Source organism: Secundilactobacillus malefermentans (genome assembly GCF_008033155.1).
GTDB lineage: Bacteria > Bacillota > Bacilli > Lactobacillales > Lactobacillaceae > Secundilactobacillus > Secundilactobacillus malefermentans.
Genome location: NZ_CP042371.1, coordinates 471,088 through 484,353 on the forward strand (window position 1 = coordinate 471,088; position 13,266 = coordinate 484,353).

Annotated in this window: 10 protein-coding genes; 2 read left to right on the forward strand and 8 right to left on the reverse strand. The window is 41.6% G+C overall.

Annotated features, from left to right (window positions below; all coding sequences use genetic code 11):
* Positions 1 to 78: 78 nt before the first annotated feature.
* Entirely contained in the window at positions 79 to 2,376 is a 2,298-nt protein-coding gene (helD, locus tag FGL90_RS02390; RefSeq protein WP_010619492.1) for an RNA polymerase recycling motor HelD, read from the reverse strand.
* Positions 2,377 to 2,579: 203 nt separating this feature from the next.
* Between helD and FGL90_RS02395 the strand changes: the two genes are divergently transcribed.
* Positions 2,580 to 3,239: a histidine phosphatase family protein gene (locus FGL90_RS02395; protein ID WP_010619491.1), complete on the forward strand. Its 660-nt coding sequence runs from the start codon at positions 2,580 to 2,582 to the stop codon at positions 3,237 to 3,239.
* A 157-nt stretch (positions 3,240 to 3,396) separates the two neighbouring features.
* Here the strand turns inward: FGL90_RS02395 and FGL90_RS02400 are convergent, their stop codons facing one another.
* The 6 genes from FGL90_RS02400 to FGL90_RS02425 form a co-directional block, all read right to left on the reverse strand.
* Positions 3,397 to 4,359 carry an ABC transporter ATP-binding protein gene (locus tag FGL90_RS02400; RefSeq protein WP_010619490.1) on the reverse strand — a complete coding sequence of 321 codons (963 nt, stop codon included), beginning with the start codon at positions 4,357 to 4,359 and terminating at the stop codon, positions 3,397 to 3,399.
* Entirely contained in the window at positions 4,359 to 5,450 is a 1,092-nt protein-coding gene (locus FGL90_RS02405; RefSeq protein ID WP_010619489.1) for an ABC transporter ATP-binding protein, read from the reverse strand. Before FGL90_RS02405 ends, FGL90_RS02400 begins: the two co-directional genes overlap by 1 nt.
* Positions 5,451 to 5,465: 15 nt before the next feature.
* The gene (locus tag FGL90_RS02410; protein WP_010619488.1) at positions 5,466 to 6,494 is read right to left on the reverse strand and encodes an ABC transporter permease; all 1,029 of its coding nucleotides are present in this window, start codon (positions 6,492 to 6,494) and stop codon (positions 5,466 to 5,468) included.
* An 8-nt stretch (positions 6,495 to 6,502) separates the two neighbouring features.
* Positions 6,503 to 7,432, reverse strand: a complete 930-nt coding sequence (gene opp3b / locus FGL90_RS02415; protein ID WP_010619487.1) for an oligopeptide ABC transporter permease — start codon at positions 7,430 to 7,432, stop codon at positions 6,503 to 6,505.
* A gap of 123 nt (positions 7,433 to 7,555) precedes the next feature.
* Positions 7,556 to 9,229 (reverse strand): peptide ABC transporter substrate-binding protein, encoded by a 1,674-nt coding sequence (locus FGL90_RS02420; protein ID WP_147656698.1) that lies wholly within the window; start codon positions 9,227 to 9,229, stop codon positions 7,556 to 7,558.
* 31 nt (positions 9,230 to 9,260) lie between these two features.
* On the reverse strand, positions 9,261 to 10,898 hold the full coding sequence (locus tag FGL90_RS02425) for a peptide ABC transporter substrate-binding protein (RefSeq protein ID WP_010619485.1): 1,638 nt from the start codon (positions 10,896 to 10,898) through the stop codon (positions 9,261 to 9,263).
* 337 nt (positions 10,899 to 11,235) lie between these two features.
* On the opposite strand from FGL90_RS02425, the gene hflX reads away from it, so the two are divergent.
* Positions 11,236 to 12,507 (forward strand): GTPase HflX, encoded by a 1,272-nt coding sequence (gene hflX, locus FGL90_RS02430; RefSeq protein WP_010619484.1) that lies wholly within the window; start codon positions 11,236 to 11,238, stop codon positions 12,505 to 12,507.
* Between the two features lie 96 nt (positions 12,508 to 12,603).
* Here the strand turns inward: hflX and FGL90_RS02435 are convergent, their stop codons facing one another.
* A complete protein-coding gene (locus FGL90_RS02435; RefSeq protein ID WP_010619483.1) occupies positions 12,604 to 13,260 on the reverse strand; it encodes an amino acid ABC transporter permease in 657 nt (218 codons plus the stop codon).
* Positions 13,261 to 13,266 lie beyond the last annotated feature (6 nt).

Below are 13,266 nucleotides of genomic sequence, written 5' to 3' on the forward strand. Positions count from 1 at the left end.
AATTGAACTGTTATATTATAGCATTCTTTTCACCCGATAAAGACACAAAAATAGCGGCCAATAATGGTCGCCATTTTGTTACTTCACAATTTCATAATCTTTTTCTGGAACTTGATCAAATAATGGTGATAACTCACCAATCGCAATGACGGAAAGTTGGTGCATCGCCCGTGAGCAAATGGTGTACATCAGCTGACGTTCGTCATCATCATGATAAGTTACCTTGGAAGCTTCCCAAACGACCACTGCATCGAACTCTAGCCCTTTGGCGAGGTACGATGGCACAATGATGGTCCCTGGGGCAAGTCGCTGGTTCTCAGATTGAATGAGGGTGGCTTTTACGCCGCGCCCATTCAGCTGATCCGCAAGGGCGCGACAATCCTCTAGATTTTTTCCAATGATTGCGGTCGTTTCTCGTTCACTATCATTGAAGGCAAGTTGGGCTTCCAAGCGATCCAACGCCTGATCCATACTTGGTTGAACGCTCACTGTTGGCAGCGCGCCTTCCCGAGCAAACGAGTCAACTGCCTCACCATTCGTCAAGATGTGTTTAGTAAAGTCGGTAATTTGTTGAGTTGACCGATAGGACTTCGTTAACTGAATGACGCGTGTCTTGTCTTTATCAAACATCGTACTCAACTCTTCCAACAGCGTCTTACTATTTTCTTTGGTGAAAATTGCCTGGTTCAAATCGCCCAGCAATGTAAATCGAGCCTTTGGAAAACTAAACTTTAAATAAGCAAGTTGGAAAGGTGTATAATCTTGAATTTCGTCAATAAAGACGTAACGCATGGCCCGCTCACCCTTTTTACCCGTCATCAAATCGTACAAGTATAGGTAAGTCGAAATATCAGATAACCGAACGTGGCGATCCTTAATATGGTCGATAGACTGCTTAATCTTTTCTTGCCAGTCTTCACGCGAAATCCCATACTTTTCCAAATTAATAATCTGGGGAACACTTCGTAAGAAATGGACAAACTGGGAATTGATGCTGAGGAACCGATTCTTCATAATCGCATTTCGGACTGATTGGAATTCCTTCACCACAATTTTGCGTGCCAAGAATTTAAATTCCTTGTCATCAGAGTCGCTCTCTTTGGCTTCCCCAGCGTACATATCATTAATTTGTTCCTGACTCAAATCTTGAACAGCCTGCTCAACCCACTTCGTCTTCATTTCTGAGGTGATTCGGCGATTTAATTGTTTAATCAACCGCTCTTTCGTGCCTTGAAGACGATTAGACAGCCGATAGTTTTCGTTAAAGCTATAGTAAATTTCGCTAATTTGTTCTGCCGAAATGAAGTTCTTTCCTCTAAATGGAATGTTCCGGAAGATCATGTCCTCTTTCCCCAAATGATTGGAGTAAGTCGTGACCGCCTTGAAGAACGCCAAACTGTTGATGACATCATTAATTCGTTTTTGAGACGTTGATTCATTTTCTGCAAATCGCTCAGTCAAGGTTTCCACTTTCATGTTGGGCACCCGACGTCCCAAGAACTGGTAGTACGTCATCTGAACCATGTTGTGCTCGCCTAATTCAGGGAGCACTTGATCGATATAGTCGTTAAATAGTTGGTTGGGTGAGAACAAGATAACCTGTCCCGCCGTCAAATGGCCTCGATAGCGGTACAACAAGTAGGCGACTCGTTGGAGCACTGCCGCTGTTTTACCTGAACCAGCAGATCCCTGAACAAAGAGTAAATCTGACTTTGTATCCCGAATGATTTGGTTTTGTTCCTTTTGAATCGTGGTCACGATACTCTTCATTTTGGTATCAGATTGCTCGCTTAGGGCATCCAACAACATTTGGTCGCCAACTGCCTCTTCCGTATCGAAAACAGTCTTAATCTTGCTGTCTTCAATTTGGAATTGTCGTTTGAGCTTGACGTCCACCGCCTGCTCACCATCTGGTGTCTGATAAGTGACCTCGCCAATTCCGCCATCGTAATAGACACTCGAAATGGGCGCACGCCAATCATAGACTAAAAAGTGGTCGGGCTTGTCCGAAAATGAAGCTAATCCAATATAGATTGTTTCACTCTTTGGCTCGCCTAATTCGTGGAAATCAATTCGCGCGAAATAAGGCGTTTTTTGTAATCTTTTTAAAGTCGCTAATTGAGAAGTTGCATGCTGCCAACTATTTTGACGCTCAGCTAGCATTTGTTGTTGTTGCCGAACTGAAATTGCGGTTTCCATCATTCCAGTGTAAGAATCCGTCTTAATTCGTAGATCATTTTGAAAATTATTGCGGATTCCGGTTTCATCGCTTTCGGCAGTGTTAATCCGCCGTTTTGCTTCAACCTGGGCATCTTTAATCTTGCTAACAACACCGTCTAAATGCTGCTGTTCTTGCTCTTTGATGGAACCTGGCATAAAACCCCTCCATTCTCAAATTCGAGTATAAAGTTTACCACTTTTTGGGGACATAAGCCATCTTATTGTTTCATAACGATTGTTTTCTAACGTCTTTTCAAAAATTGCCGAGAAAAACTGAAAGTTTGCAATAAAGCGTTTTCAATTATGATAGAATAAAGCTGTTAGCTTTATAAAAATGAATTGCGAGGAGCGAATTTCACATGACAACTTTTAACATCTATATGGTTCGTCACGGTCAAACCTACCTTAATAAATATCACCGAATTCAAGGCTGGGCAGATACCCCACTGACAGACAACGGCGTCAAGGATGCCAAACGTGCTGGAGAACGACTACAGAACGTTGTCTTCGACAGAGCGATTTCTAGTGATGCGCGTCGTGCCAAGCAGACCGCTCAGTATATTTTAGCTGAGAATAACGGCAAGCTTGAGGAACCAGAAATTGATATTGCCTTCCGGGAAGAAAACTTTGGTTACTTTGAGGGGAACGATGACTACGCAACTTGGCATATGGTGGGGAGCCCTCATGGGACAAACAACTTCCACGAAATGATTGATACCTTCTCCATTGAAAAAACGAAGGATATGTTGCACGATGCTGATCCTTACCATGATGCAGAAGACAACGCAACGTTCTGGGGTCGACTTCAACCAGGATTTGATCGAATCATCAAGGACGCTAAGGACGGCGACAAGGTGTTCATTTCCACTCATGGTACCTTAATTCGAAGCGTCGTTTCCAAATTTTCCGACATCAACGTAGCGGTCTCCGCAATTAACGGCTCCGTTACTAAATTAAAAGTCGAAGATGGCAAAATTTCCGTTGTGTACTTTAACAACGTGGACCAGCCTATCGATTAATTTTTCCAAAACTAAAAGCGCTTGAGATTAGGTCTCAGGCGCTTTTAGTGTGCATTGGTTTAGTTTAGAAATGAGATGTTGCTATGTGAAAATATGACTTCTTAAATAAGTGGTACTCGTTAGCTTAGTCATCCGAGGATAAGAGATCGTTAAAGGTCTAATCCTTCACCAGCGACTCCGCTTGTGCTCGCTTCTGATACATTGGAATTTCATCCTCACTGGCACGAACCCAGTGACGTGGTGAAATTTCAACCATCTTACGTTCCTTATCATCATGTTCGAGTTTAGCATCGTAATCAAGTTGTTGACGAGTCCGCTCGTACTCAGGATCAGGAACTGGCACAGCAGAAATTAAACTCTTTGTGTAGTCATGCAATGGATGAGAGTAAATCTCATCTGCATCCGCAATTTCAAGCATTTTGCCATAGTGCATAACCCCAATTCGGTCACTAATGTACTTAACCATTGAAAGGTCATGGGCAATGAAAAGGTAGGTCAACTTACGTTCACGCTGTAAATCCTTCAACAAGTTGACAACCTGGGCTTGGATAGAAACATCCAAGGCTGAAATTGGTTCATCAGCAATGATGAAGTCTGGCTCAACGGCCAAGGCACGCGCAATACCAATCCGCTGACGTTGTCCACCAGAGAATTCGTGAGGATAACGACTTGAGTGGTCCTTGTTCAAACCAACCGTTTCGAGCAAGTTTTCGACTCGTTTGCTTCGTTCTTCATCGTTCTTGGCAAGGTTATTAATGTCGATTCCTTCCGCCACAATATCTTTAACCTTCATCCGAGGGTTCAAAGAAGCGTAGGGATCTTGGAAAATCATCTGCATGTCACGACGAAGATCTGACATCGTTTTACCCTTTTTCAGGCCAACAATCTCTTTGCCATGAAATTTAATAGAACCTGCAGTTGGTGTGTACAAATGAATAATAGCCCGACCAATTGTCGTCTTACCAGATCCAGACTCACCAACGAGACCAAAAGTTTCACCTTCGTAAATATCAAACGAGATATCATCGACGGCACGAACTTCGTCTGCCTTACCAACGTTGAAGTATTGCTTCAAATGGCTGACTTCTAGTACTTTTTTACTATCATCGTAATCGACCATTATAGCTCCTCCTCTTCTTTGACAGGCTTTTTAGCCTCTTCAGCTAATTCTTGTTGCATTTCCTTATACTTCTTTTGACGCTCAATAATCTGAGCAGGAGGCGTTACCTCTGGTGCATCTGGATGAAGTAACCAGGTAGCAGCGTAGTGTGTATCGGATACCTTGAAGAATGGTGGCTCTTGTTCCGTATCAATCTTCATGGCGTACGCATTCCGTGGCGCAAACGAATCTCCCTTTGGTGGATCCAATAAATCAGGAGGCGTTCCTGGAATTGATGGTAATGAATCGTCGGCAGTGTCCATCGTTGGCATTGAATTCAATAGTCCCCATGTGTATGGGTGCTTTGGATCGTAGAATATTTCGTCAACGGTTCCAAATTCAACAATTTTACCTGCATACATAACGGCAACCCGATCGGCCATTCCAGCAACAACACCCAAATCATGGGTGATGAAAATAATTGAAGTTGAAATTTTATCTTGAAGTTCCTTCATCAAGCGCAAAATTTGAGCTTGAATCGTCACATCCAAAGCAGTTGTAGGTTCATCAGCAATGATGATTTCTGGGTAGTTAATCAACGCAATCGCAATCACGATTCGTTGACGCATCCCACCTGAAAATTGGTGAGGATAGTCATTGATTCGGTGTTCCGCATCAGTGATTCCAACCAACTTCATCATTTCCAACGCTTGTGACATTGCCTTATCCTTCTTCATACCCTTATGAATCATGAGCGGTTCGGCAATTTGCCGGCCAATCTTCATGGTTGGGTCTAGAGAAGTCATCGGATCTTGGAAAATTTCAGCGATTTCGGCACCACGCATGGCTTCAATTTCCTTATCGCTCATCTTTAAAATATCTTTATCATGGAACATAATGCTACCCTTCGCAACATCGGCATTCGAAGCGTTTAAGCCCATGATTGAACGGGTTGTAACTGTTTTACCTGAACCAGATTCACCAACGATTGCGAGCGTTTCACCCTTATTGAGGTCGAAACTAACGTCACGAATGGCTTTAACTGTTCCAGCATAAGTATTGAAATTAATCGTTAAGTCTTTAACTTCTAGAATTTTTTCTTTACTTTCCATAGTTCGTTAGTTCACCTACCCTCTCGATTGTGACTGTGGATCAAAGGCATCTCGTAGACCATCACCAAATAGGTTAAAGGCAATCATAATGATTGAAAGTACGATTGCGGGATACCACATTTGATAAGGCAAGAATTGGAAGTTCTTCTGGCCATCATTCAGCAAAGTACCAAGTGATGCTTTAGGAGAACTGATACCAATCCCAATGTACGAAAGTAGCGCTTCGAAGAAGATTGCGTTTGGAATCGTAAACATTGTTTGAATAATAATGACACTTGAAAGGTTTGGCAACAAATGTTTGAACGCAATTTTCCATGAGCTTTCACCCAAAGTTTCAGCGGCCAAAACGTATTCTTGTTCCTTAATTTCAAGGGTTTGGGCCCGGACAAGACGCGCCATTGTCGTCCAACCAGTAAAGGCAATTGCCAAGATAATTGACGTCATACCAGGTTTCAAGATCAAGATTAACAGCACGATAACAACCAAGTTAGGAATCGACAAAATGATTTCGATTACCCGTTGCATGAATGTATCGACACGGCCACCCTTCCAACCTGAGAAAATTCCGTAAGTAACACCAATTGTTAAATCAAAGAACGTTGCAACAACGGCAATGATTAAGGAAATTCGTGTCCCAAATAAAATTCTTGATAAGAGGTCACGACCTAAGTAGTCAGTTCCAAGCCAGTAATGAATGCTTGAGCCAGCGCCTGCTTGTGCGTACGCATTAACTCGGTGTCCCGCCTGTACCAAAGTTCCGTTAAATCCGTTTATACCAACTCCCGGCCATTTTGGTGGTAAGTTCGCAAATTGTGGATTAACAGCATTTGGGTTATGTGGAGACCAAATGAGTGAGCCAAATGCCAGAATGAAGAAGAAGACCAGGATCCACATTGAAATAACGGCACCCTTATTCTTTTTCAAACGACGCCAAGCATCTTGAGCAAACGTCAATGATGGCGCAGCAATCTTTTCACTATCTAGATTATCGCCCTTCGTTAGTTTATCAAAACTACCTGCAGGGAGTTTAATTTCATCAGCCATATTTATTTTTACCCCCTGTTTTCCGTAATTCGGATTCGTGGATCAATGATGCCATATACGATATCCGTAAGAAGCAACACGACCGTCAACATGAAACAATAAACGATTGTCAGTCCCATAATGGTTGGGTAATCATTCGTCAAAACGGATTGAACGAATTGGTTACCAATACCAGGGATTGAGAAGATGTTTTCAATAACCATCGAACCGGTCATGATGTTAACCGCAACGGGTCCAATGATGGTGACCAACGGAATCAAACTATTCCGGAGCGCATGGTGATAAATAACACCCGTTTTGCTCATTCCTTTGGCCCGAGCAAGTTCAATGTAATCCGAACTCAACACATCGACCATTTCCGTCCGGACGAATCGCGCGGATTCAGCCAGCGGCGCCATTGCCAACGCAAGCGTCGGTAGCACCGTGTAACTAAAGCCACCCCAATCGGCAATTGGGAACCAACCCAATTTCAATCCGATAAAGTACTGAAGTACAACGGCCAACACGAAACTTGGAATTGAAATTCCCAAGATTGAGATAATGGTTGTTGCACTATCCATCCAAGTGTTTCGTTTAACGGCACCAAAGGCACCAATGACGATTCCAACAATAACGCCAAGAACCATTGCTTGAACCCCTAATTGAATTGAGGCGCCAATTCGACTTGAGATCAAGTATGAAACTGGTTGGTCACTGAATTGGAAGGAAGTTCCGAAGTCACCATGAGTTGCGTTAATCAAATACTCGATGTATTGCAGCCATACTGGCTTATCCAACCCATATTGTTTGTAAATCAAATGGATTTGAGAAGGCGAAAGTTTCTCCTGGTTGGTCAGTGGCGTACCTGGCATTAACTTCATCAAGAAGAACGTTAACGTGGTAACGATGAAAAGTGTTAATACCAGATAGAAAATTCGTTTACCTAGATATCTTGCCATATTCTTTCCTCTCATTTCTAACTAAATTAGTCCTAATAAAACCATAATAACCGTATAATCAATGCACTTCAATATGTAAAGGTAAGGGTTAACGACTAAGTTAATCCTTACTTATAGTCTAGATTATTTAGCTACATACATATTTTTAAAGTTAAATGGTGTTCCAGCGGTGTTGTAGATGATACCTTTCACCTTAGAATTCATCATTTGTGGTTGGCTAGTCTGGAATAATGGAACGACACCTTGGTCCTTCATTAATTCTTTTTCAGCTTTAACCATATTATCCCAACGTTGCTGTGTTTGATCGGCAGAAGCGTCATTGGCTTTGTCCATGTAGTTGTTGAAAGCTTTGTTGGTCCAACTACCATTATTTTGTGGGTTATCCTTTGTCATAATGTTTAAATCAGTTGAAGGATCTGAGTAATCAGCACCCCAAAGTGTAATGACAGCTTGGAAGTTACCAGCAGCGGAACGTTGCAAACGTGTCTTATATGGTAAGTTCAAGTTTTCAACTTTCACTTGTGGCAATACCTTTTGAATTTGGCTTTGAATATACTCAGCCGCGTTCTTTTCTTGTGGCGTGTTATCAGCCATCAAAGTAAAGGTTAACTTCTTCAAACCAACTTCCTTAAGACCTTCTTTCATCAACTTTTGAGCCTTAGCTTTGTCGTATGAAATTCCAACGCCATCGCTATCGGCATCCTTAGTGAAATCGGCACCCGTCTTAGGATTCTTTGCCAAGTCCTTCGTTACAAATCCAGGAGCAGCAATTGACCCATCAGCTAGGACATTCTTAACCATTTGTTTACGTTGTAATGCGTAAGAGATGGCTTGACGAATTTTCTTGTTCTGGAATGCCTTGCCGACTTTCTTATCCTTTTGGTTAAACTCAAGATAAGCTAATCGAGCCATTGGACGAACCTTCATTGACTTGTTAGACAACATGTTCTTAACTTGTTGGCCAGTCAATGTTGCGGCGTCTAATTTGCCACTCTGGAATTGGTTCAAAGCAGTATTGGAATCAGCAACAACTTGATCGTTGAGTTTCTTCAACGTCACGTTCTTCTTGTCCCAGTACTTATTATTCTTGACCAAAGACCAAGAATCGTTAGTCCCAGTCCAGCCCTTCAACGTGTAAGGACCGTTGTAAAGAACAGCGCTTGCTTTAGTTCCGTATGTCTTACCTTCTTTTTCAACAAATTGTTGATTTTGAGGGAAGAATGGGACGAAGCCCATTAGGAGTTTGAAGTATGGAATGTTCTTTTCCAACGTAACAACAAGTTTGTACTTGCCATCAGCCTTAACACCTAAGCTATTAACGGCTTTCTTACCATCAACAATGGCATCAGCATTCTTGATTCCAGAGTAAATGTAAGAATATTGGCCTGCAGTCTTTGGATTAACGGTACGACGCCAGCCGTAAACGAAATCATTTGCGGTTACTTCTGCACCGTTACTCCATTTAGCGCCTTTACGTAAAGTAAAGGTCCAAGTCTTGCCGTTCTTTGAAGTGGCTGTCTTAGTTGCCATACCTGCTTCAACCTTGTTGTCTTTGCCCAAACGATATAACCCCTCGTTTGTGTTGTTCATCATGTTAAAACTAATTTGATCGGTTGCCTTTGAACTGTCCATACTTGGTAACTGTGATGATTCCATCCAGTTGACCGTTTGGTTAGTTGCCAGGTTTCCCTTTGAGCTACTACCTGAATCGCTGTCCTTCGTACTGCCGCAAGCAGCTAATAGAAGTACAGAAGCAGCTGCAACAACTACCGTCGCACCAATTTGCTTAATTTTCATACCGGTCTCCCCCGAGAAGTTGTTTTATAACTTATTTACCAATATATGCTTGGCTGTAATCCCAGTTTGCGCCGGTTGGGAAGTAAACTAATCCCTTAACCTTTGAGTTTACTAACTGAGGTTGAACTTGTTGATACAATGGAACAATTCCTTGATCCTGTAAGATGGTCTTTGATGCTGTAACCATATCGTTCCAACGAGCTGTTGAATTGTTGGCATCCTTACCTTCAGCATTCTTTACGGCTGTATCGTAAGCCTTGTTGCTCCAGCTACCATTGTTGTAACTGTTGCTTGATGTGAAGAGTGATAAGAATGAAATTGGATCTGGGAAGTCTGCACCCCATGCAGAAACAACTAAATCAAAGTCACCACTTTGTGAACGGCTCAAACGAGTCTTGAATGGTAAGTTTTGGTTGGTGATCTTCAAGTTAGGCAATTTAGTCAACTGACTTTGTAGGAATTCAGTTGTCTTCTTACCAGCATCAGTATCATCAGAAAGTAAGTCTAATGAAATTGATTTTTCGCCAGTTTCTTTAAGCGCTTCTTTCCAAAGCTTTTGTGCTTCAGCAACGTTCTTAGTTGAAGCTGACTTAACGGCAGAAGCCTTAGTGAAGTCTTCACCATTCTTGCTTGCCAAACCTTGTGATACTAAGTTGTTAGCAACGATTGAACCATCAGCTAACACGTGGTTAACAAATTGTTTCTTATCGATAACCATTGAGATAGCTTGACGAGCCTTTTTATTCTTGAAAATCTTATCTTTCTTTTGGTTCATTTCAAGGTAGAAGGTTGAAGCTGACTTACGAGACTTGAATTGTTTGTCGTTCTTGTATTGCTTAACTTGAGTCCCTGAAAGGATGGTTGCATCTAACTTCTTGCTGTTAAATTGGTTAAGGGCTGTACCAGGATCCTTAAAGACCTGAGTATGAACCTTCTTTAATTTAACATTCTTAGCATTCCAGTAATTCTTGTTCTTAACCAAGTCCCATGAATCGCTGGTACCATTCCAGTTAGTTAACTTGAATGGGCCATTGTAAACTAAGCTTGAAGAGTTAGAAGCATATTTTGAGCCTAACTTCGTTACTTCCGACTTAAGTTGTGGGAAGAATGATGGGTTAGCGACTAACATCTTGAAGTATGCTTGTGGTTTATCCAAAGTAACAACCAGTTTATAATCTCCGTCAGCCTTTACGCCTAACTTATTAACTGCTAATTTACCTGTATTAACCTTTGTGGCATTCTTGATGTTATCAAACAAGTAAGCATATTGTGATGCCGTTTTTGGATCAAGTGTTCGTTGCCAAGCGTAAACGAAATCGTTTGCGGTAACAGCCTTGCCGTTGCTCCACTTAGACTTTCTAAGGTTAAAGGTATATGTTTTACCATCCTTAGAAACTGAGTAAGTTTTTGCAACCCCTGGATGAAGCTTTGAGTTCGTTCCAAAACGTAACAACCCCTCGTTAACGTTGTTAAGAACTTCCCCACTTGTAACGTCGGTGGATTTTGAACTATCCATCGTTGGAATCTCTGACTTCTCGTACCAATTCAACGTTTGGTCACTTGCTAAATCTTTACTTGAGCTATCGCTGCTTTTAGAACCACACGCAGCTAACAGAACTAAAGATGCAGCAGCAACAGCGCCTAGCTTTGCAACTGAACTTATTTTCATGCTTTACTCTCTCCTTTATTATGTAGGCCTCAAACCTATATATATGCACTTCCTCGAAAAGTTGAATTAATTGTATATTAGAAAGAGATTAAAATCAATGAACTTTTTTAATGAAAGTAACAGTATCAGGGCAAATGACTGTTGTAATGGGAATAACAGAATGAATATTTTTTTAGAAAATAATATAAATACTCATAAATAAGCCGATGCGCCATAAATCTGAAAGAAAACACGTTAAATTATGAGGATAAAACTCATGTATACCGTATACAAAAAATCACACAAGGATGTAAGATGCTATAATATAGTAGAAATTCAATTTAAGGATGGTGATTCAATGTCAGAATCAAGCTCACCCAAAGCAATTGCTATCGGGCTTAACACCGGTCAACAAGACTTTGATTACTCAATGGAAGAACTTAGTGCGTTAGCTGCTGCTAACAACGTCGACATTGTTGAAACAGTAACTCAAAATTTAGATCGACCAGTCGCAGGAACCTATTTCGGAACTGGTAAGGTAGAGGAACTTAAGGATATCGTCATTGATGACGAGGTTGAAATGGTTATCGCAAACGATGAACTTTCTCCCAGCCAAATTCGTAATCTAGAAGGCGTCATTAATGTTGCCGTCATTGATCGAACTGGTTTAATTCTCCAAATATTTGCGGATCGGGCGCAGAGTCGAGAAGCCAAACTACAAGTTCAACTTGCAAAGCTACAGTATCAATTACCCCGACTTCACACGAGTGCGTCACAACGTTTAGACCAACAAACAGGTACCAGTAGCGGCGGTGGCTTTACCAACCGTGGTGCTGGTGAATCACAAATTGAATTGAATCGACGAGTGATTGAGCGTCAAATTAATCACGTTCGCCAGGAATTGAAAGAGATTTCTAAATCAGAGGAAACAAAGCGTCAACAGCGTGAACGTCAAGGTTTGCCAATGATTGCGCTAGTTGGTTATACCAACGCTGGAAAGTCGACAATCATGAACGCGTTAGTTCGTCAATTTGGAACGAGTGAGGAAAAGCAAGTCTTCGAAAAGAACATGCTTTTCGCAACGTTGGATACCAGCGTTCGTCAGTTAACGTTCGGAGATCAAAAAAAGCTGCTACTTAGTGATACAGTCGGTTTCGTTGCCCATCTCCCAACCCATTTGATTGAAGCGTTTAAGTCAACGTTGTACGAAGCTGCAAATGCGGACCTCCTCATTCAAGTAGTCGACGCTGCTGACCCAAATCGGGACAGCATGATGGCGACCACGATGAAGACCCTTGAGGATATCGGCGTTCCTAACTTACCGATGATTGTCGCCTACAATAAAGCGGACCTAACAGACGTTTCCTTCCCCAGTCGTGAGGGCGAAAACCTGACCATGTCTGCGCGGGACGATGCCTCTATCGCCCTTTTGATCGATATGATTCGTGAAAAGGTTTTTAAGAACTACGTAACCGCGGACTTTTTAATTCCATTTGCCAATGGTGATGTCGTTTCGTACTTTAATGAAAATGCGAACGTCCTCTCTACTGAGTACGTGGCTGATGGCTCTAAGATGAAGGTCGAATTAACAAGAACTGATTACGATCGTTTCGAAAAATTTGTCGTATAAGAAAAACGAGATTCATCCGAACTAACGGATGAATCTCGTTTTTTAGTATTTATATTAATTTTATCGAGGCAGCCAGACCGGTTGCCGTCACGCTCTCTATGCCATTCTCTTTTCCAAATAACGTGACAATAGCGATAGTGCGTAACAAACCACAAAGTACATAACCGCCAACATCAGGAACATTGGAATAATGTAATTCGTATTTTGACCATAAACAATCTGAGCGTTGTGCATCACATCAGGCAACACAATGATTGTGGCCAATGACGTGTCCTTAATCAGTGAAATAAATTGACTAACGATTGCGGGAATCATTTTCTTCATAGCTTGTGGGAGCATAATGTGCCACATTGCTTGAGAATAGGTTAGCCCGTTTGCACGAGCACCTTCCATTTGACCCCAATCAACTGCTAAAATCCCAGAACGGACAATTTCAGCAAGCATTGCTGACTCAAAGATAATCATTGAAATAATGGTTGCCCAAACACTACTTGGTTTCAAGCCAATGTTTGGCAGGCCAAAGTAAACAAAGAAGATAATTAGCAGCAATGGTAAGTTCCGGATCAGGTCAATAACGAAGCCAACGATCGCGGAAACGTACTTAATTTTAATGTATCTAATAATTCCTAAAATTGCTCCAATAATATAACTACCGATAATTGAAATAACGGAAACAAAAATCGTAATTGCCAACCCTTCAAGTAAATAAACAATATTCATGGAAGAGTAAGCATTGATAAAATTAGTTAACATGGCTTT

Bases quoted from the DNA above. Each gene is read 5' to 3' on its own strand.
- FGL90_RS02400 (WP_010619490.1), bottom strand. From the start codon at position 4,359: ATGGTCGATTACGATGATAGTAAAAAAGTACTAGAAGTCAGCCATTTG.
- FGL90_RS02405 (WP_010619489.1), bottom strand. From the start codon at position 5,450: ATGGAAAGTAAAGAAAAAATTCTAGAAGTTAAAGACTTAACGATTAAT.
- hflX (WP_010619484.1), top strand. From the start codon at position 11,236: ATGTCAGAATCAAGCTCACCCAAAGCAATTGCTATCGGGCTTAACACC.
- helD (WP_010619492.1), bottom strand. From the start codon at position 2,376: ATGCCAGGTTCCATCAAAGAGCAAGAACAGCAGCATTTAGACGGTGTT.
- FGL90_RS02420 (WP_147656698.1), bottom strand. From the start codon at position 9,229: ATGAAAATTAAGCAAATTGGTGCGACGGTAGTTGTTGCAGCTGCTTCT.
- FGL90_RS02395 (WP_010619491.1), top strand. From the start codon at position 2,580: ATGACAACTTTTAACATCTATATGGTTCGTCACGGTCAAACCTACCTT.
- FGL90_RS02410 (WP_010619488.1), bottom strand. From the start codon at position 6,494: ATGGCTGATGAAATTAAACTCCCTGCAGGTAGTTTTGATAAACTAACG.
- FGL90_RS02435 (WP_010619483.1), bottom strand. From the start codon at position 13,260: ATGTTAACTAATTTTATCAATGCTTACTCTTCCATGAATATTGTTTAT.
- FGL90_RS02425 (WP_010619485.1), bottom strand. From the start codon at position 10,898: ATGAAAATAAGTTCAGTTGCAAAGCTAGGCGCTGTTGCTGCTGCATCT.
- opp3b (WP_010619487.1), bottom strand. From the start codon at position 7,432: ATGGCAAGATATCTAGGTAAACGAATTTTCTATCTGGTATTAACACTT.